Genomic DNA, 19,839 nt, shown 5'->3' on the forward strand with positions numbered 1-19,839 from the left:
ATCGTTAATTAATGATTGAATTGGATATGCTGAGCGCATGACCCAGCTTATCCTTTCTATACTTTAAGAGTGCCTCATTTGTTTGACTCTTTTAATTCAATATTAATACCCAACGACTTGATTTCTTTAGTCAATACATTAAACGATTCAGGCATACCTGGATCCATATATTGCTCGCCATCAACAATGTTTTTGTACATACGTGTACGTCCATCAACATCATCCGACTTCACTGTTAGCATTTCTTGCAAGGTATAAGTTGCACCATATGCTTCAAGTGCCCAAACTTCCATCTCACCAAAACGCTGACCACCAAATTGAGCTTTACCACCCAATGGTTGCTGTGTAACAAGTGAGTAAGAACCTGTAGAACGTGCGTGCATTTTGTCATCAACCAAGTGGTTAAGTTTAAGCATGTACATAATACCAACGGTTACTTTACGGTCAAATTTTTGACCTGTGCGACCATCATACAACACTTGTTGACCATCTTGAGATAAGTCGGCAAGCTCTAATAGTTCTTTAATTTGAGTTTCTTTTGCACCATCAAATACAGCGGTACCCATAGGGACACCCGCACGTAAATTTTGTGCCATTGCAAAGATTTCATCATCAGTTAAGCTATCAAGATCAACTTGTTCGCCACCAACTTTGTTATAAATTTTATCTAAAAATTCACGTAAATCTTTAATTGCAACTTGTGCTTTTAGCATACGCTCAATTTTCTCACCCAAGCCTTTAGCCGCCATACCCAAGTGCGTTTCAAGTACCTGACCAATGTTCATACGCGATGGTACACCCAATGGGTTTAGTACGATGTCAACTGGGTTGCCGTGTTCGTCATATGGCATGTCTTCAATTGGCATAATGCGAGAGATAACACCTTTGTTACCATGACGACCAGCCATCTTATCACCTGGCTGGATACGACGTTTAACTGCCAAATATACTTTAACAATTTTTTGTACGCCGTGTGCTAATTCATCACCAGAGGTTAGCTTACGCTTCTTCTCTGCAAATTTGTCATCAATTTCTTTGTGCTTATCTTCTAAGAACTCAGCGATTTGACCAAGATGCTCTGCGACTTCCTCTTCTACTGGTTGGATGTCCAACAAAGTTTCTAATGTCATTTCTGACATATTAGCAGCTGTCAGCTCAGTGCCTGCTCTTAAGCCAGCACCACCACTTACTTTTTGACCATCAAGCAAACGCATGATACGACCACGAGCAGCTTCTTCAAAAATGCGTAGCTCTTCTTTTAAGTCTTTACGGTAACCATCAAGCTGTTGTTTTTCAATGGCTTGCGCACGGCTGTCTTTTTCTAAACCATCACGAGTAAATACTTGCACATCAATTACAGTACCCTTAACAGATGAAGGTACGCGTAATGATGTATCTTTTACATCCGCAGCTTTCTCACCAAAAATGGCACGCAATAGTTTTTCTTCTGGCGTTAGTTGTGTCTCACCTTTTGGTGTCACTTTACCAACTAAGATATCGCCACCTTCAACTTCTGCACCAATATAAACAATACCTGCTTGGTCTAGGTTAGAAAGTGCTGCCTCACCTACGTTAGGGATATCGCCAGTGATCTCTTCTGTACCCAGTTTGGTATCACGGGCAACACAGGTCAACTCTTGAATATGGATGGTAGTAAAACGATCTTCTTTCACCACTTTTTCAGAGACTAAAATAGAATCCTCAAAGTTATAACCATTCCACGGCATGAATGCGATTCGCATATTTTGACCAAGCGCCAACTCACCTAAGTCAGTTGATGGGCCATCTGCCAAAATGTCACCACGGGCAATCTGGTCGCCTTGGTTAACAATAATACGCTGGTTAATACAGGTGTTTTGGTTAGAGCGGGTATATTTAATTAGGTTATAAATATCAATACCAGCTTCACCTACTTGCATTTCATCTTCATTAACACGTACAACTAAGCGTGATGCATCAACATACTCAATCACACCACCACGTTTTGCAGTCACACAAACACCAGAGTCACGAGCGACGTGACGCTCCATGCCAGTACCGACTAGCGGCTTGTCTGCACGCAATGTTGGTACTGCCTGACGTTGCATGTTAGATCCCATCAATGCACGGTTAGCATCATCATGTTCTAAGAATGGAATCAAGCCAGCAGCAACAGAAACAACCTGACGTGGTGACACATCCATATGGGTTACTTTACCAGGTGGCATACGTACCGTTTCGCCCAGGTTACGTACCGTTACCATCTCATCAGTTAACTCACCTTTGTCATTCATTGGCGAGTCAGCCTGTGCAACGACTGTTCCTACTTCTTCAATTGCTGATAAGTATTCAATATCATCCGTTACTTTACCATCAACCACTTTACGGTATGGTGTTTCAAGGAAACCAAAGCTGTTTGTTTTAGCATAGGTTGCTAATGAGTTAATCAAACCAATGTTTGGACCTTCAGGGGTTTCAATTGGACAAACACGACCATAGTGAGTTGTGTGAACGTCACGCACTTCAAAACCAGCACGCTCACGTGTCAAACCACCAGGACCTAATGCAGAAACACGACGCTTGTGCGTAACTTCTGACAATGGGTTGTTTTGGTCCATAAACTGTGACAACTGAGACGAACCAAAGAATTCTTTAACTGCCGCTGCAACTGGTTTAGAGTTGATCAAATCTTGTGGTGATAGGCCATCAGATTCTGCAGAGCTTAAGCGCTCTTTAACCGCACGCTCAACACGTACTAAACCAATACGGAACTGGTTTTCTGCCATCTCACCAACAGAACGGATTCGACGGTTACCTAAGTGGTCGATGTCATCAACATCGCCACGTCCGTTACGGATTTCAATCAATTCTTTTAGAACATCTAAAATATCTTGGTTTGTTAAAACACTACGATCACGTTGTACGTCTACATCATCCGTGTCTTCAAATTCACGACCTAAACGACGATTAAACTTCATACGTCCGACGTTAGATAAATCATAACGATCTTGACTAAAGAACATCGTTTCAAACAGTTTTTCTGCTGTATCTAATGTTGGTGGCTCACCAGGACGCATGACTTTGTAAATTTCAATCAAAGCTTCTTCACGGCTACGTACGCTGTCTGCACGCAAGGTATCTGCAATATAAGTACCTTGGTCAATATCATTGGTAAACAAGATTGAGAATTCTTTAATCTCTAGTCCTGATAATTTAACCAATAATTCGTGGTCAATTAAGGTATTTGCATGCGCGACAATCTCGTCATCTACTACGATATCTTCGGCAAGCACACGCTCATATAGGTACTCATCTGGCACCGCTAGCTTAGTCATACCTGCTTTTTCGATTTGGCGAATACGACGGGCATTAATACGTTTGCCCTGCTCAACCAATACTTCACCATCTGCCGCGACAATATCAAACTGCGCCATCTCACCACGTAAACGGTCAGCAACTAGGTCAATTTCAAATTGATCTTTGCCTTTGTATACAGAAATTTTTTCAAAGAAGGTATCTAAAATTTGAGCCGTATCCATACCAATGGCACGTAAGATAATTGACGCCAATAATTTACGTCGACGGTCAATACGTGCATAAACTAAGTCTTTAGCATCAAACTCAAAATCTAACCAAGAGCCACGGTATGGAATGATACGTGCGTTATAAAGGACTTTACCACTTGAGTGAGACTTACCTTTATCATGGTCAAAGAACACACCAGGTGAACGGTGTAGCTGAGAAACAATCACTCGTTCAGTACCATTAATAATAAAAGTACCATTGTCAGTCATTAGTGGGATTTCACCCATAAATACCGTTTGCTCACGGATATCTTTAATAGTTTTTGCTTTACTATCTTTGTCTTTAATGACCAAACGAATTTTTACACGCAATGGTGCTGCAAAAGTAGAGCCACGTAAAATACATTCACGCTCATCAAATTCAGGCTCACCCAAATAATATTCAACAAATTGCAGCTCGGCATTGCCAGTATGACTTTCAATAGGGAAAATAGAAGAGAAAGCTGCCTGTAAACCCATGTTATAACGTGCATGAGGTTTTTTATTCTCTTGCAAGAATTGCTCATAAGAGTCCATCTGGATGGCCAATAGATACGGCACTTCCATCACAGTTGGCAATTGAGCAAAACTTTTACGGATACGCTTTTTTTCGGTATAAGAATATGCCATTGAGAGTCCTTTATAGAAGACGTGAAAATAATAATCAAAACTTAAGGCCAACACCCTATATTTTGAACCAATGTTATTAACAAACTTACTAATTAAAATGATAGTTTGTATCGTATGCGCTTCAAAAATGCTGGTTACGTGACTTATTTTTGTGTTTTCTGTTACAAAACTAATACAAAAAATATTTTGTAGCAAGCACAACAAAAGGCCAAACATCAAATTAATGTTTAGCCAAAAAAGTTAAACCGTCACAACAGCAAAGTTTGTAAGTGCATGGAATAAAGTCTATCCTTTAATCAAGTGTTATAATTAATTAAGTCAAAAAAAACCAAATAAGGAAAAACTCTATTTGGTAAGATATTTTACAGCAAATTACTAACACTTAAGGTTAAGAGGGAAATTATAGCAAAAAAAATCTGACTATACAATAGCGCATAGCCAGATTTTATTAAAATGCGAATGTTAAGCTATTATTTAAGCTCAACAGATGCACCAGCTTCTTCAAGCTGCTTCTTGATATCTTCAGCTTCAGCTTTAGCTGCGCCTTCTTTGATTGGAGAAGGAACACCTTCAACCAATTCTTTAGCTTCTTTAAGACCAAGACCAGTAACGCCACGTACTGCTTTAATAACAGCAACTTTTTTGTCGCCAAAGCTAGTTAGAACAACGTCAAATTCGTCTTTTTCAGCAGCAGCTTCACCAGCATCACCGCCTGCAGCAGCAGGAGCAGCAGCTACAGCAGCAGCAGCTGTAACACCAAATTTTTCTTCCATTTCGCTGATTAATTCAACGATGTCCATTACTGACATTTCAGCGATTGCGTTTAATACGTCTTCACGAGATAGTGACATAAGTGTCTCCGATTATTAAATAAATGTTGTATTCTTAAGATAAGATTTGTGTTAGTAAAATTCAATAACAGATCTAATCTTAAATGATAAATGATTAAGCAGCTTCTTTTGCGTCTTTTACTGCCGCTACTGTGCGAACAAACTTGCCTGGTACTTCTTTCATAGTACGTGCAAGCTTGGTCACTGGTGCTTTCATGGTCGCCATCAAGATAGCTAGAGCTTCGTCTCTTGTTGGTAGCTTAGCTACACGTTCAAGCTCTTCAGGACCAAATGCTTCACCACCAACTGATACTATTTTGGCATCTAGTAGTTTGTGTTCTTTGTTAAAGTCTTTTACAACTCTAGCAGCAGAACCCAAATCTTCCATAGCAAATGCCAAGATTAGTGGACCAGTCAGACCGTCTGACATACACTCAAAGTCAGTGCCTTCAAAAGCGCGTTTTGCAAGTGAGTTTTTAACCACTTTTAAAACAACGCCTTTTTCACGAGCAGCGCTACGAAGCTGAGTCATTTGACCAACTTCGATGCCGTGATATTCAGCAGCAACCGCTGAGTATGCGTTAGCAGCAACTTCAGACACTTCAGCCACAACTTGTTTTTTCTGTTCTAGCGTTAATGCCATTAGTTGACTCCTTAATCTCGTTTGGGATATTTAAAACAAATAAAATAAACCAAACTTGACATAATACATTATCTAAATTGTGAACAAGTTAGATAACGACGAATACGGCACCAATATCAGACGACACGATAAATACACATTTAATACAACACATAAAACGGTAATTGCTATGTCTAAACTGTTTTGGGTCACCGTCTGCGTAGGCTAATTTAAAATTTAGCTAATTAAAGTAATAACCAAATTAAACCAATTAACGAGTTAATACTCTACCTACGGTCTTAGACAGCACAGCATTCACTGTGCTGACCTAAATTTTTAAAACTCTTAAATAAATTATTTAGCAGTACGGTAAGGTACTGGATCAATTGCGATACCAGGTCCCATCGTGCTAGATAAAGTAATCTTTTTAATAAATATACCTTTAGCCGTTGCTGGTTTAGCACGCTTAAGGTCTGCCAATAAGGCAAGTGCGTTTTGCTCAATCTGCTCTACAGTAAAGCCAACTTGACCAATTGTCGTGTGGATAATACCAGCTTTGTCTACACGGTATTGAGCTTGACCAGATTTAGCATTTGTAACTGCTTCTGCTACGTTTGGTGTTACCGTACCAACTTTAGGGTTTGGCATTAAACCACGTGGACCCAAAATTGTACCTAATTGACCAACCACACGCATCGCGTCTGGCGCAGCAATCACAACATCAAAGTCCATGTTGCCAGCTTTAATGCTTTCTGCTAGGTCTTCAAAACCTACCACGTCAGCACCTGCTTCTTTAGCAGCTTCTGCAGCAGCACCTTGAGCAAATACAGCAACACGTTTAGTTTTACCAGTACCTGCTGGTAGGTTAGTTGCACCACGTACTACTTGGTCTGATTTACGTGGATCAACACCCAAGTTAATAGCAATATCAACTGACTCTTTAAACTTTGTTGCAGGAAGATCGTTAAGGATAGTTACTGCTTCTTCAATTGTGTAAAGTTTTTCTGCTTCTACACGCTCAGCAATTACCTTTTGACGTTTTGTTAATTTAGCCATTATAGATCCTCCACATCAATACCCATAGAACGGGCAGTACCAGCAATAGTACGTACAGCAGCGTCCATATCAGCAGCTGTTAAGTCTTTTTCTTTTTGCTTAACAATCTCTTCTAATTGAGCGCGTGTCACTGTTGCAACTTTTTTAGTATTTGGCTCGCCAGAACCTTTTGCAATACCTGCTGCTTTACGTAGTAAGAATGCCGCTGGTGGCGACTTCATGATAAATGTAAAAGATTTATCATTATAAACAGTGATTTCTGTTGGAATTGGCAAACCTGGTTCCATGCCGCCTGTTGCAGCGTTGAACTCTTTACAGAATGCCATAATGTTTACACCTTGTTGACCTAGTGCTGGACCGATCGGGGGTGAAGGACTCGCCTTGCCTGCTGGGACTTGTAGTTTGATGTAGCCATCAATCTTCTTAGCCATTTTTTGCTCCTTATGGGTAATAACGCCTATTAAGCTCCCCAATGGTAGTTAAAGCCAAGTTTTAAAGCTAAATTATTGTATTTGCTTTATAAAACTCAACTACTTTAAAAATTAAAGGGCGTATTTTACTCGCCTTTATAAAAAAAAGCAAATATATTGTTAATTGTTTTATAAATAAAAAAGCTGAGACACTTTCTTCCCAGCTTTTAAATATTTAAATAATCTTTCGGTTTGATCAAACTTAATCAGATTTTTCTACCTGACTAAATTCTAACTCAACTGGGGTTGGTCTGTTAAATACTTCAACTGTCAACTGTAGCTTAGATTTCTCATAATCTACTTTTTCGACCATACCTTTAAAGTCAACAAACGCACCTTCAGTAATAAGGACTTCTTCACCTGGTTCAAATAAAGTTTTAGGACGAGGTGCAGACTCTCCACCTTGGTTAAGTCTGTTTAAGATGCGATCCGCTTCTAGTTGTGAAATAGGTGCTGGACTGTCTGATGTGCCGCCAATAAAGCCCATGGTGTTTGGACATTCATTAACGATATGCCATGTGTCATCATTCATTTCCATTTCAATTAACACATATCCAGGGAAAAACTTGCGCTCTGTTTTGCGCTTTTTGCCATCCTTCATTTCGATGACTTCTTCAACCGGTACTAAGACTTGACCAAAGCTTTCGGCATAGTCACTACGGTTGATGCGTTCAATCAGTGAACGCTGCACTTGTTTTTCATAACCCGAAAACGCCTGAATAATATACCAACGCATCTTATAGCTCCTGTTATTTAAAAAGGTTGTGCAATTATATTAACCGCCAATTAAGATACGCATTACTTGGTTAAACAGCATATCTAAAACCCAAATTAATGTACCAAGTAATATAGTACCTAATATCGAAAGCCACGTCCATTTTAGGGTTTCATTCTTTGTTGGCCATGTCACACGACGTAACTCTACGCCTGAGTCTGACAATAAGGTTTTAAAAGCACGACCCTGATTTGTTAACGCTAAGCAAACGATTGCAAAAACAATCAAACCAATAATAATGGCCAAACGCACCCAAATATCATTAGCTGGCTGCCAATACCCTGGTAAATATGAATTAACCAATGTTGATGCTATTAAAGCAACCATGGCAAGCGCCCATAAAACCATATCTTTTACAGATTTAGTTTTAGCCACTTCAATTGCTGTTTCTTGCTTTTTACTAACGGCTTTTGAAGATTGTTCAGTCACTTTGGCATTAGATAACTTATCTAGTTTGTTATCTTGACTATTACTCATAAAAACGCCTTGGAAATAAAGACAAAGTACAGAAATGAAAAAGATGGCAGGCGATGTAGGACTCGAACCTACAACCCTCGGTTTTGGAGACCGATGCTCTACCAATTGAGCCAATCGCCTATGGGTGTTAAGGCTGATAATTATACAATATATTTTTTTTGTTGCAAGCATTTTTTAGATTAAATAAAAAAGACCGCCTCAAAAGAAGCGGTCTTCCATTATTTAAACAAAAGTTACTAGAACTTAAGCTTAAATATAAGGCTTAATTAGATATTAACCCTTAACGTTTGCAACAACACCAGCACCTACAGTACGGCCACCTTCACGGATAGCGAAACGTAGACCTTTGTCCATTGCGATTGGGTGAATTAGCTCAACGCTCATTTCAACGTTGTCACCAGGCATACACATTTCTGTACCTTCTTGTAATTGGATTGCACCAGTTACGTCAGTTGTACGGAAGTAGAACTGTGGACGGTAACCATTTAGGAATGGTGTGTGACGACCACCTTCTTCTTTTGATAGTACGTATACTTCTGCGTCGAAGTTGGTGTGTGGTGTGATTGAACCTGGCTTAGCTAGTACTTGACCACGTTGTACTTCTTCACGTTTGGTACCACGTAGTAGTACGCCACAGTTCTCGCCTGCACGACCTTCGTCTAGTAGTTTGCGGAACATTTCAACACCGGTACAGGTTGTTGTTTGTGTGTCTTTGATACCAACGATTTCGATTTCGTCACCTACGGTGATGATACCTGATTCTACACGACCGGTAACAACTGTACCACGACCTGAAATTGAGAATACGTCTTCAATCGGCATTAGGAAGTCTAGGTCGATTGCACGTTCTGGTTCTGGGATGTAGCTGTCTAGGGTGTTTAGTAGTTCTACTACTGCTGGTTCGCCGTATTTGTCTTCGCTACCGTTTAGTGCTTCTAAGGCTGAACCTGCGATGATTGGTGTGTCGTCGCCTGGGAAGTCGTAGTCGCTTAGTAGTTCACGGATTTCCATTTCTACTAGTTCTAGTAGTTCTTCGTCGTCTACCATGTCACATTTGTTCATGAATACCATGATGTATGGTACGCCTACCTGACGTGATAGTAGGATGTGCTCACGTGTTTGTGGCATAGGACCATCAGTTGCTGATACAACTAGAATCGCGCCGTCCATCTGTGCTGCACCTGTGATCATGTTTTTAACATAGTCAGCGTGTCCTGGGCAGTCTACGTGTGCGTAGTGACGGTCTGTGGTGTCATATTCGATGTGTGAGGTGTTGATAGTAATACCACGTGCTTTTTCTTCTGGTGCGTTGTCAATTGCTGCGTAGTCTTTTGCTTCGCCACCAAAGTGCTTAGCTGCTACGGTTGCGATTGCCGCTGTTAGTGTGGTTTTACCGTGGTCAACGTGTCCAATTGTACCTACGTTTACGTGCGGTTTCGTGCGTTCAAACTTCTCTTTTGCCATGGGTGGCTCCTCGTTTCTATTAGTGCTTATTTGGCTAAATTACCAAAAAAGCAGAGATTAATAATCTGTTGTTATATCAAAAAAAATTGATAGTTAAAATTTTTTCGGATTGTATCCTAAAAAATCATCAATGACAAGAGGACGCTCTTATCATTGATTTTTTATGTTGTTATATGATGACCTTACTCGTCATCTTTAGCAGTAAAGCCTTTCATGATCTCTTCAGCAACACTCTTAGGTGTTTCAGCATACTTTTGGAATTCCATTGAGTATGTTGCACGACCTTGAGACATAGAGCGAAGACCTGTTGCATAACCAAACATTTCTGCTAATGGTACTTCTGCACGGATTTGCTTAGTGCCGCCAGGTAAGTCTTCCATACCTTGAACCAAGCCACGACGCTGGTTTAGGTTACCCATGATGTCACCCATGTATTCTTCAGGTGTTTCTACTTCTACCTTCATAACAGGTTCTAGTAGTGCTGGGTTAGCTTGCATGAAGCCCTTACGGAATGCCATAGAGCCAGCCATCTTGAACGACAACTCATCCGAGTCAACATCGTGGTATGAACCATCATACAATGTCGCTTTAACACCAACTACTGGGTAGCCAGCTAGTACACCATTCGCCATACGCTCTTGGATACCTTTATCAACGGCACCATGGTATTCTTGAGGTACTGTACCACCTTTAATTTCTTCTTCAAAGATGTATTCTTCTTCAGCTTCTGGATCAAGTGGCTCAAGACGTAACCAAACGTGACCGAATTTACCACGACCACCAGTCTGTTTCGCAAACTTGCCTTCAACTTCTACAGTTTCACGTAGCGTCTCACGGTATGCAACTTGAGGTGCACCAATGTTAGCGTCAACATTGAATTCACGCTTCATACGATCAACCAAGATCTCAAGGTGAAGCTCACCCATACCAGAGATAATTGTTTGACCTGATTCTTCATCAGTATGTACACGGAATGATGGATCTTCTTTAGCTAGACGGTTTAATGCGATTGACATTTTTTCTTGGTCAGCTTTTGTCTTAGGCTCAACAGCTAGAGAAATAACTGGATCTGGGAATTCCATACGCTCAAGTGTAATCACATTATCTTCAGCACATAGTGTATCACCAGTTGTTACATCTTTTAGACCTACTAGCGCAACAATGTCACCAGCACGTACTTCATCAACTTCGTTTTGTGAATCAGCATGCATTTCAACGATACGACCAATACGCTCACGCTTCATCTTAACTGGGTTATAAACACTTTCACCTTGCTTAAGTACACCAGAGTAAACACGTACGAACGTTAGGTTACCAACGTATTTATCGTTCATGATTTTAAATGCTAGTGCTGCAAATGGCTCGTCATCCGAAGCTTTACGCTCACCTTCTGACTCATCTTTGTCATCAAGAATACCTTTAATTGCAGGTACATCTTGAGGTGCTGGTAAATATTCGATAACTGCGTCAAGCATTTTTTGAACACCTTTGTTCTTAAATGCCGTACCACATAACATTGGGATGATTTCGCCACCGATAGTGCGATCACGCAATGCTTTGTTAATTTGATCTGCAGTCAAGTCACCATTTTCTAGGTACTCGTCCATCAACTCTTCAGTTGCTTCTGCAGCAGCTTCTACCATCATTTCACGGTATTCGTCTGCTTGGTCTTGCAATTCAGCTGGGATATCTTTCTCTTCGTATTTCATACCTTGAGATTCTGTGTCCCAGTAAATAGCCTTCATGCTGATAAGGTCAACAACCCCTTCAAACCCATCTTCTTTACCAATTGGAATAACTACTGGTACTGGGTTACCGCCTAGACGCTCTTTAACTTGTTCTACAACGCGGAAGAAGTCTGCACCAACACGGTCCATTTTGTTAACGAAAGCAAGACGAGGTACGCCGTACTTATCAGCCTGACGCCATACAGTTTCTGACTGAGGCTGAACACCACCTACCGCACAGTAAACCATACATGCACCATCAAGTACACGCATAGAACGTTCTACTTCAATCGTGAAGTCAACGTGTCCCGGGGTGTCAATAATGTTGATACGGTGTTCATCATATTGGTTGCCCATGCCTTTCCAAAAACAAGTGGTAGCAGCTGAAGTAATGGTAATACCACGCTCCTGCTCTTGTTCCATCCAGTCCATAGTTGCAGCGCCATCATGCACTTCACCAATTTTGTGGCTTTGACCAGTGTAGTATAGGATACGCTCAGTTGTTGTCGTCTTACCTGCATCAATGTGCGCAGAAATACCGATATTACGGTATAGATTTAGAGGGGTTTTACGAGCCATAATGAATTCCTAAGGAAGTCGTTTATATTAATTTATATTATTTCTTTATTAACTGCCTGATTTTTCAGACTTATAATATAGACAATAAAGGTCAGATAGTATCGTGCTGCTATGACAGTTTTATGACTATGTAATTAAACAGTTATCGCCAAATAAATAACAACACCATATGTTACAAAAACAATTCTTAAACAAAATATATTTAGTCGACTTACTAACAGCTAGTAAGTCGACCAATAAATTAGAAGCGGAAGTGAGAGAACGCTTTGTTAGCGTCTGCCATACGGTGAACTTCGTCACGCTTCTTCATTGCATTGCCTTTACCTTCTGCGGCATCAGCAAGTTCGCCAGCTAGGCGTTGTACCATAGTTTTTTCTGAACGTTTTTTAGCAGCTTCTACTAACCAACGCATTGCTAGAGCAGTACGACGGGATGGGCGTACTTCCATAGGAACTTGGTATGTTGCACCACCAACACGGCGAGATTTAACCTCAACCATTGGGCGAACGTTTTCTAGTACATCTTCAAAAAAAGCAACTGGATCTTCTACTTCTTTTTTAGCTTGAACTTGATCAAGCGCACCATAAACAATTTTTTCTGCAATTGATTTTTTACCATCAACCATTACTTGGTTAATGAATTTTGCTAATGTTTGGCTACCAAACTTAGGATCTGGAAGGATCTCACGGGCAGCGATGACGCGACGTCTTGGCATAATAATTTCCTTTTCTTCAGGATTGTCTGGCATTCATAACAGTGTCAATATTGAGTATGTTATCAGCCAGCCTTACTGCATAGTGGTATGTTTATCTTTTGTTTAAAAAACGTTTATTAAGTTAAACACCTTGCCTATGCATAGTATATTTAAAAAATAAAAACTTAAAAGCTGGATTACAGCTATATTAAGATTTATGACTTAGGCTTTTTAGCACCGTACTTAGAACGACCTTGTTTACGGTCTTTAACACCTGCAAGGTCAAGTGAGCCACGGACTGTGTGATAACGTACACCTGGTAAGTCTTTAACACGACCACCACGGATTAGTACAACACTGTGCTCTTGAAGGTTGTGACCTTCACCACCGATGTAGCTTGAAACTTCAAAACCAGAAGTTAAGCGAACACGGCATACTTTACGCATTGCTGAGTTAGGTTTTTTTGGCGTAGTTGTGTAAACACGAGTACACACACCACGGCGCTGAGGGCAAGCTTGTAACGCTGGTACGTTAGTCTTGTCCTTAATGGTCTTACGACCTTTGCGGATAAGTTGGTTAGTTGTTGCCATTAGGCATTTCTCCCGTTTAGTGAAACAAAAAAATGATGCTTAACTGTTGATTTCGCTAACAAAAGCAAGTAAAACCTACTGTTAACCCATTTTTAGGACACTATATTCTATATGAGAAGTCAAAAATTGGCAAGGGTTTTTATAGGGGTATTGGGGAAGAATTTATATAGTAAAATACAATTAGAATGCAGCAGTAAATAGTCTATAGTTTAGGACGTGACATTTATGATACATACTTCTTATTAGCATCACATTAATCTTATTAGCATCACATTAATCGATTTAACAAATCAATAGGATTATGCCCAAGCATCACCGCTATGAGACCAACCAAATTAATTAACACCGTCAAGTAATACACGACTCTAAACTCTGCTTTTTTAGTTTTGTGGCGCAAATAAGTTTGCCCAAGCATAGCCCCTACCCAGCCACCTGTAACCGCAAGCAAGTGCAGGCTTTTTTCTGGCACACGCCATTGCCTAGCTTTAGCCGCTTGTTTGTCTTTCGCATAAACTAAAAAAGTTACCACATTAATAATGGCATACCAACCTACCACCCAAAATGGAATGGTTGCCGTAACCGCCAATATGATAAGTACTACTAAAAAACCACCTGCCATAAACAAGTTTTTGCGTTTAGTACTATTAATGTCGCTACGTTTATATCGGTGATTTTTCTTTTTTGTCAGATTTTTTGTCTGGTTTTTTGTTTTGCGTCTTGCCACAATGCGCTCGTTTTTAATTTAGTTAATTCAATATAAAAAAAGACTGCTTATCAAGCAATCTTTTAAAAAAATATCCAAAAGCCGACATTTCGTTCTGTTTTTTAACACTTTGAGCTTTTTTCTAACTTTTCAGTATTGCTATCATATACAAAGTATAACACTTCTCTGTCATTATAATCATAAATCGAGACAGCATGTTTTAAACCGAAAAAATTAAATAATTATCAATATACTTATTCTTATCAATACAATTAAACTTGATTCATTATACGTTATGTTATAACATATTTTAACTTAAGAACATGATTTTAAATAAAATATCATTAAGGTTGGTTTAAATTACTATTAACTAGGAAATAATATGACTAAAAAAAACAAACTTATTTTTGGAGTAATATCACTCATTTCTTTAACAGTATTGGCTTGGTTTTTCATCCAACCGTTGGCTCCTCATACTGCAAATACTGATACAGAAAATGTAAACGACAACGCTAAATTAACTGTTTTTACGAGCATCTTGCCTCAAACCTATTTTGTTGAACAAATTGGTGGTGACAGAGTTAGTGTTGAATCTATAGTGACACCTGGAAGTAGCCCTAGAACATATGAACCAACGCCAAAACAAATGGCAGATTTAAACACAGCCGACATATTTTTTAGCATCGGTGTTTCTTTTGAAAAAGCTCTTTTACCCAAAATTACTAGCAGTATGCCCAACTTAACAATTGTAAACACACGTGACGGTATAAATTTAAGAAGTATGAAAAGTCATACGCATGCAGAAGATAAAGAGCATAAACACCACCATACAGCTAAAGGTGAAAACGAGCTGCATGATAAACAGCACAATAAAGTACATCACCACACTGGTAAAGACCCTCATATATGGATGAGCCCTAAACTGGTTAAAATACAAGCAAAAACCATTGCAAACGCTTTAATTGAAGCAGATCCAGAGGGTGAAGATATCTACAATAGAAATTTAAATAGTTTTATTGCTGATCTTGATGCCCTAGACGTACGTATGGCAGAAGCATTAGCACCTGTTAAAGGTAAGACATTTATGGTGTTTCATCCAGCATTTGGCTATTTAGCAGACGATTACGGCCTAATACAAGAGCCTATAGAAGTTGAAGGTAAAAACCCAAGCGGTCAACAACTTGCAAGGATGATAGATTTAGCTAAACAACAAAATGTACAAGTTATTTTCGTACAAGCTCAATTTGATACTAAATCTGCAAAACATATTGCAGAAGAAATTGAAGGTGTAGTGATGCCTATAAATCCATTATCTTCTGATTACATCAACAATATGGATAAAATTGCCAATACCATCCAACAAGGATTAAAAAGTCAAAGTGACCTGAAATGATGCAAGCCCAAGCTGCTAAATTTGCCATGAGTTTTCACGATGTTTGTTTTGCCTATCAAGACCAAGAGGTTTTGCACGGATTGACCTTTAACATTGCCGAAAGAAGCATGCTGGCTATTGTTGGTCCAAATGGTGGTGGCAAAACCACTTTTGTTAAGCTTGCTTTAGGTCTATTAAAACCAACACGTGGTCATATTCATATTTTTGGAAAAACACCACACGAGCAAAGTCAAAATATTGGTTATGTACCACAATATTTTGACTTTGATGCAACCTTTCCCGTAACAGCAATTGATGTGGTGTTAATGGGCAGGGTTGAGCGTAACCTGTTTGGACCATTTAAATCAAAAGATAAAGCTTTAGCTATCGAGGCACTAGAAAAAGTTAGCCTTAGTCATCTTAAAAACCGCCCAATTGCAAATTTATCGGGTGGTGAAAGACAACGTGTATTAATTGCTCAAGCTTTGGTAACTAATCCCAAAATGCTAATTTTAGACGAGCCCACTGCTAATGTAGATACTAAAGTAGAACAACAAATTTACGATTTACTTTGTAAGCTAAGCAAAACGATGACTATTTTAGTGGTATCACACAACTTAAACGTGGTTACTCGCCATGCAACACATGTCGCCTGTATCAACCGAACTGCCTCTATTTCTTCTATCACCAATTTTAATAAAGATGATTTGCAAGCTTTACATAGGGGCGACATGACATTTTTGCATCACAAAAAAGATTGCCATGTTATAGACCCCACTGATGCAATAGAAGCTTCTCACAATCATTAGTATGCTTATTTAAATATCTATTTTATTTAAGATATTCACAAGGATTTTATATGCTATTTTGGGAGCATTTATTACACCACCAGTTTTTACAGTTTGCTCTAATTGGCGGCTTTCTCGCTTCTATCGCCTGTGGGGTAATAGGCAGCTTTGTTGTGGTTCAACGTGCCACATATGTAGCTGGTGCAATTTCTCACTGTGTTTTGGGAGGCATGGGAGCTGCCCATTATTTACATAGAGTACACGAAATAACTTGGCTTACACCTTTAATTGGTGCAACTTTTTCGGCAATTTTAGCGGCCTTAATCATATCTGCTATTAGCATTTGGGGTAACCAGCGCCAAGATACGATACTATCTGCTATTTGGGCAGTTGGTATGGCGGTAGGCATTAGTTTTATTACTGCCACCCCTGGATATTATGAAGATTTAATGAGCTATTTGTTTGGCAATATTCTGATGATTGGCAAAACTGATATTATTCATATGATATTATTAGATGTCTTTATACTATTGGTGATTTTGCTTTTTTACAATAAATTTTTAGTGGTTAGTTTTCAGCCACAATTAGCAAGGTTGAGGGGAGTAAGAGTTGAGCTGTACCAAACTCTATTACTAATTCTTATTTCTTTAACGGTTGTACTGTTAACACAAGTTGTTGGTCTAATTCTAGTCATTGCTTTAATTACTCTGCCAGCAGCAACCTCATTGCAGTTCAGCAATAGATTATGGACGGCAATGATATTGGCAACTTTTTTATGTTTTGGATTTATCAGTAGTGGCATTGCAATCAGCTACGTACCAGAGCTACCAGCTGGAGCAACGATTATACAGGTAGCAGGTACAACTTTTTTACTCGTCATGCTTGCAAAGTGGCTATTAACTTTAAAATCTAAGAAACAGGCAATAAAGAACTTTGAAAACTAGTTATTTATTTCCGTGATACCTGATTATAAGTATGATAGTCAATGTTTACGTTTACAATATTGTAAATTGCTAAACTTATTCTTTAGACGTAGCTTTCTCTTCATTCGCTATTTTAATGGCTGGTGCAAATGTCGCTTGGGTTGTACCAATGATTTGTTCTATTAAAATGCTGTTGTAATGCATACCTGCTGCAACGGCGGAAAAATTAACCAGCCTTTTTAGCCAAACTACATTACTAGCATTTAATAGCTCATCAATATTTAAGTCAAACTTTTGTACCAAGCTATCCACATGGTTGGCATATTCGTTTACTTTTTCTGACTCAACGCCTGTACCTGCCACCCTGTCTTTTATTTGTTGTTTTAACGCATCTTTTGTATCATCATTTGTCGTTTTTCTAGCTGTATAATTGGCATTATTAACAAAAGTTGATAACACACCAAGAGATACCAAAACAGCTTGTTTTGGCTGCATTTGACTTAAGTCACTACTGGCAATAACACTGTATGCTGTTTTAATGCCTTGCTTGCCAGTTAAAGGTTTACCATAAACAGCTGATAACTGATAAACCAAACGCAGTGATACCAATAACAGCCACAAAGCATCAGCAAACATACCAGGTAACCCTGCTAAGCCTGTAACCCCGCCCATGGTTGCCAAAGCTCTATTTTGGTTAGCAATGTCCTTTACCATGGCATTACGCTCGTCATTGGTTAAATTAGCAAAATCGGCATGCTTACGCTCATTGGTTATTTCTATTTTGCTCCAAGCCTCCGCCATTGTTGCTAATTGTTCAAATACAGCATCCATGCCTTCATTTAACAAATCATTGGGTAATACTTTTTTTAGCAGTTGGCTATAGTTTACAAACCGACCACCAAACAAATGGGCAGAGTTTTTTAATGTGTGCTCTCGCAACGCATTTTGCATCACGTCATTACCCTTTGATAAATCGGCAGGTTTATAATTAGTAGTTTGGTTGCGTTTGACGTTTATTGTGTCAAGCAACGCCCCTACACTCTCAAGTTGATTGCGTGCGATACGGGTTAACAGTTTTAAAACGTCGCTACTGCTGGCTTGTTTATTATTGGTGTTTGATGATTTTTGCTGATCCATAACAATATAACTCTCCCCTTTAAAAACCTATCTAAAAGCACATAGGGTTTATAGTGTACTTAATTTATTTTTTTTAGTCAGTTTAAACTGTGTAATGGCCGTTTACGATAACCGCAAATCAAGCATTGGTATGCGCAATAAAAAAACACTCGTTCACTGTAAAATATTTTGTTACAATGTCCACCATACTAAACTAAATAATTTTAATTTAAAAAAGGGTATCTCATGCGTCGAGTTGTAATTACAGGTGCTGGCATTGTCTCTTGCCTAGGCAACGATTTGAGTAAAGTTACTAACGCATTAAAAAATGGTCAATCCGGTTTAACCTATAACGAGAGCTATCACGAACATGGCTTTAAAGCACAAGTCAGTGGTAGCATTGATTCGTCTAGCCTAGACACTTCTGTTATAGACCGTAAATTAAAACGCTTTTTTAGCGATGCCAGTTTGTTTGCTTATTTAAGTGCACTTGATGCCGTTAAGCAATCTGGTTTAAGTTTAGATGAAATCGCTCATAACCCTCGTGTAGGTATTGTTGCAGGTTCTGGCGGGGCATCCACCAGCGATGTGGTGACTGCGGTAGATGCAATGAAAGACAAAGGCTTGCGTGGCGTTGGCGCAATGGCTGTACCAAAAACTATGAGCAGTACCGTATCAGCAGCTTTGGCAACCGGCTTTAAAATCAATGGTGTTTCATACTCCATTTCATCTGCCTGTGCGACCTCAACTCATTGTATTGGCAACGCAATGGAGTTGATTCAGCTTGGTAAAGCAGATGTTATTTTAGCCGGTGGCGGTGAAAGCGAACATTGGACACAATCTTGCATGTTTGATGCCATGGGCGCAATGAGCACAAGTTACAACGATACGCCACAAACCGCTTCTCGCCCATATGACAGCAGTCGAGATGGCTTTGTCATTGCAGGTGGTGGCGCGATGGTTGTGGTAGAAAGCTTAGAGCATGCTCAGGCACGTGGTGCAAATATTTTGGCAGAAATCGTTGGCTATGGTGCCACATCAGATGGTGCACAAATGGTAGCACCAAGTGGTGAGGGCGCAATACGTTGCATGCAACAAGCCCTTGCACAGGCATCTGTCGATACGGTTGACTATATTAATACGCACGGCACTAGCACCCCACTGGGTGATATCACCGAGCTTAATGCCATACAAGAGGTATTTAAAAACATCGGGGACGTACCGGCAATCAGCTCAACAAAGTCCATGACTGGGCACAGCCTTGGTGCAGTCGGTGGTCAAGAGGTCATTTATTGCTTGTTAATGATGCAAAATGGTTTTATTGCGCCAAGCATTAATATTAATGAGTTAGATGAAAAAGCAAAAGCGTTTGATATTGTACAAAACACTCGCCAAACAGAGCTAAACACAGTATTAACAAACAGCTTTGGTTTTGGTGGCACCAATGCGTGTTTGGTTCTTAAAAAGTTTAATGGCTAACT

17 protein-coding genes and 1 tRNA gene are annotated in these 19,839 nt (G+C 39.5%); 4 read left to right on the forward strand and 14 right to left on the reverse strand.

The genetic code is table 11. The features are described 5' to 3' along the window. Nucleotides 1–74: 74 nt before the first annotated feature. From rpoB to VH441_RS05600, 13 genes are all read right to left on the reverse strand, one after another. Nucleotides 75–4,172: a DNA-directed RNA polymerase subunit beta gene (rpoB, locus tag VH441_RS05540; RefSeq protein ID WP_434352671.1), complete on the reverse strand. Its 4,098-nt coding sequence runs from the start codon at nucleotides 4,170–4,172 to the stop codon at nucleotides 75–77. A 470-nt stretch (nucleotides 4,173–4,642) separates the two neighbouring features. Next, on the reverse strand, nucleotides 4,643–5,023 hold the full coding sequence (gene rplL / locus VH441_RS05545; protein ID WP_434352672.1) for a 50S ribosomal protein L7/L12: 381 nt from the start codon (nucleotides 5,021–5,023) through the stop codon (nucleotides 4,643–4,645). Nucleotides 5,024–5,117: 94 nt separating this feature from the next. After that, complete coding sequence (gene rplJ / locus VH441_RS05550; protein ID WP_434352673.1) at nucleotides 5,118–5,645, reverse strand: 50S ribosomal protein L10; 528 nt, start codon at nucleotides 5,643–5,645, stop codon at nucleotides 5,118–5,120. Between the two features lie 333 nt (nucleotides 5,646–5,978). Then, the gene (rplA, locus tag VH441_RS05555; RefSeq protein WP_434352674.1) at nucleotides 5,979–6,680 is read right to left on the reverse strand and encodes a 50S ribosomal protein L1; all 702 of its coding nucleotides are present in this window, start codon (nucleotides 6,678–6,680) and stop codon (nucleotides 5,979–5,981) included. Then, entirely contained in the window at nucleotides 6,680–7,111 is a 432-nt protein-coding gene (gene rplK, locus VH441_RS05560) for a 50S ribosomal protein L11 (RefSeq protein WP_434352675.1), read from the reverse strand. The genes rplA and rplK overlap by 1 nt, the downstream gene beginning before the upstream one ends. A 241-nt stretch (nucleotides 7,112–7,352) precedes the next feature. Beyond that, nucleotides 7,353–7,886 carry a transcription termination/antitermination protein NusG gene (gene nusG, locus VH441_RS05565; protein WP_434352676.1) on the reverse strand — a complete coding sequence of 178 codons (534 nt, stop codon included), beginning with the start codon at nucleotides 7,884–7,886 and terminating at the stop codon, nucleotides 7,353–7,355. Nucleotides 7,887–7,925: 39 nt separating this feature from the next. Further along, nucleotides 7,926–8,402 carry a preprotein translocase subunit SecE gene (gene secE / locus VH441_RS05570; RefSeq protein ID WP_434352677.1) on the reverse strand — a complete coding sequence of 159 codons (477 nt, stop codon included), beginning with the start codon at nucleotides 8,400–8,402 and terminating at the stop codon, nucleotides 7,926–7,928. A gap of 44 nt (nucleotides 8,403–8,446) precedes the next feature. Continuing rightward, nucleotides 8,447–8,522, reverse strand: a tRNA-Trp gene (locus tag VH441_RS05575). 153 nt (nucleotides 8,523–8,675) lie between these two features. Next, nucleotides 8,676–9,866, reverse strand: coding sequence for an elongation factor Tu (tuf, locus tag VH441_RS05580; RefSeq protein ID WP_434352535.1), 1,191 nt, complete (start codon nucleotides 9,864–9,866; stop codon nucleotides 8,676–8,678). Between the two features lie 182 nt (nucleotides 9,867–10,048). Beyond that, entirely contained in the window at nucleotides 10,049–12,172 is a 2,124-nt protein-coding gene (fusA, locus tag VH441_RS05585; RefSeq protein ID WP_434352678.1) for an elongation factor G, read from the reverse strand. Between the two features lie 241 nt (nucleotides 12,173–12,413). Continuing rightward, nucleotides 12,414–12,887, reverse strand: coding sequence for a 30S ribosomal protein S7 (gene rpsG, locus VH441_RS05590; protein ID WP_434352679.1), 474 nt, complete (start codon nucleotides 12,885–12,887; stop codon nucleotides 12,414–12,416). A gap of 194 nt (nucleotides 12,888–13,081) precedes the next feature. After that, a complete protein-coding gene (gene rpsL, locus VH441_RS05595; RefSeq protein ID WP_434352680.1) occupies nucleotides 13,082–13,456 on the reverse strand; it encodes a 30S ribosomal protein S12 in 375 nt (124 codons plus the stop codon). Nucleotides 13,457–13,724: 268 nt separating this feature from the next. Beyond that, nucleotides 13,725–14,180, reverse strand: coding sequence for a DUF1294 domain-containing protein (locus tag VH441_RS05600; RefSeq protein WP_434352681.1), 456 nt, complete (start codon nucleotides 14,178–14,180; stop codon nucleotides 13,725–13,727). Nucleotides 14,181–14,541: 361 nt separating this feature from the next. On the opposite strand from VH441_RS05600, the gene VH441_RS05605 reads away from it, so the two are divergent. Genes VH441_RS05605 through VH441_RS05615 form a run of 3 tightly spaced genes read left to right on the forward strand, consistent with a single transcriptional unit; the run spans nucleotide 14,542 to nucleotide 17,263 of the window. Further along, nucleotides 14,542–15,552 carry a metal ABC transporter solute-binding protein, Zn/Mn family gene (locus VH441_RS05605; RefSeq protein ID WP_434352682.1) on the forward strand — a complete coding sequence of 337 codons (1,011 nt, stop codon included), beginning with the start codon at nucleotides 14,542–14,544 and terminating at the stop codon, nucleotides 15,550–15,552. Beyond that, the gene (locus tag VH441_RS05610) at nucleotides 15,549–16,340 is read left to right on the forward strand and encodes a metal ABC transporter ATP-binding protein (RefSeq protein ID WP_434352683.1); all 792 of its coding nucleotides are present in this window, start codon (nucleotides 15,549–15,551) and stop codon (nucleotides 16,338–16,340) included. Before VH441_RS05605 ends, VH441_RS05610 begins: the two co-directional genes overlap by 4 nt. Before the next feature lie 50 nt (nucleotides 16,341–16,390). Continuing rightward, nucleotides 16,391–17,263, forward strand: coding sequence for a metal ABC transporter permease (locus VH441_RS05615; RefSeq protein WP_434352684.1), 873 nt, complete (start codon nucleotides 16,391–16,393; stop codon nucleotides 17,261–17,263). Nucleotides 17,264–17,338: 75 nt separating this feature from the next. On the opposite strand, the gene VH441_RS05620 is transcribed toward VH441_RS05615, so the two are convergent. Then, the gene (locus VH441_RS05620) at nucleotides 17,339–18,379 is read right to left on the reverse strand and encodes an EcsC family protein (RefSeq protein ID WP_434352685.1); all 1,041 of its coding nucleotides are present in this window, start codon (nucleotides 18,377–18,379) and stop codon (nucleotides 17,339–17,341) included. A gap of 225 nt (nucleotides 18,380–18,604) precedes the next feature. Here VH441_RS05620 and VH441_RS05625 point away from each other — a divergent pair, with 225 nt between their 5' ends. Next, nucleotides 18,605–19,837, forward strand: coding sequence for a beta-ketoacyl-ACP synthase II (locus VH441_RS05625; RefSeq protein ID WP_434352686.1), 1,233 nt, complete (start codon nucleotides 18,605–18,607; stop codon nucleotides 19,835–19,837). Nucleotides 19,838–19,839 lie beyond the last annotated feature (2 nt).

This window comes from Psychrobacter sp. HD31 (assembly GCF_051097895.1).
GTDB lineage: Bacteria > Pseudomonadota > Gammaproteobacteria > Pseudomonadales > Moraxellaceae > Psychrobacter.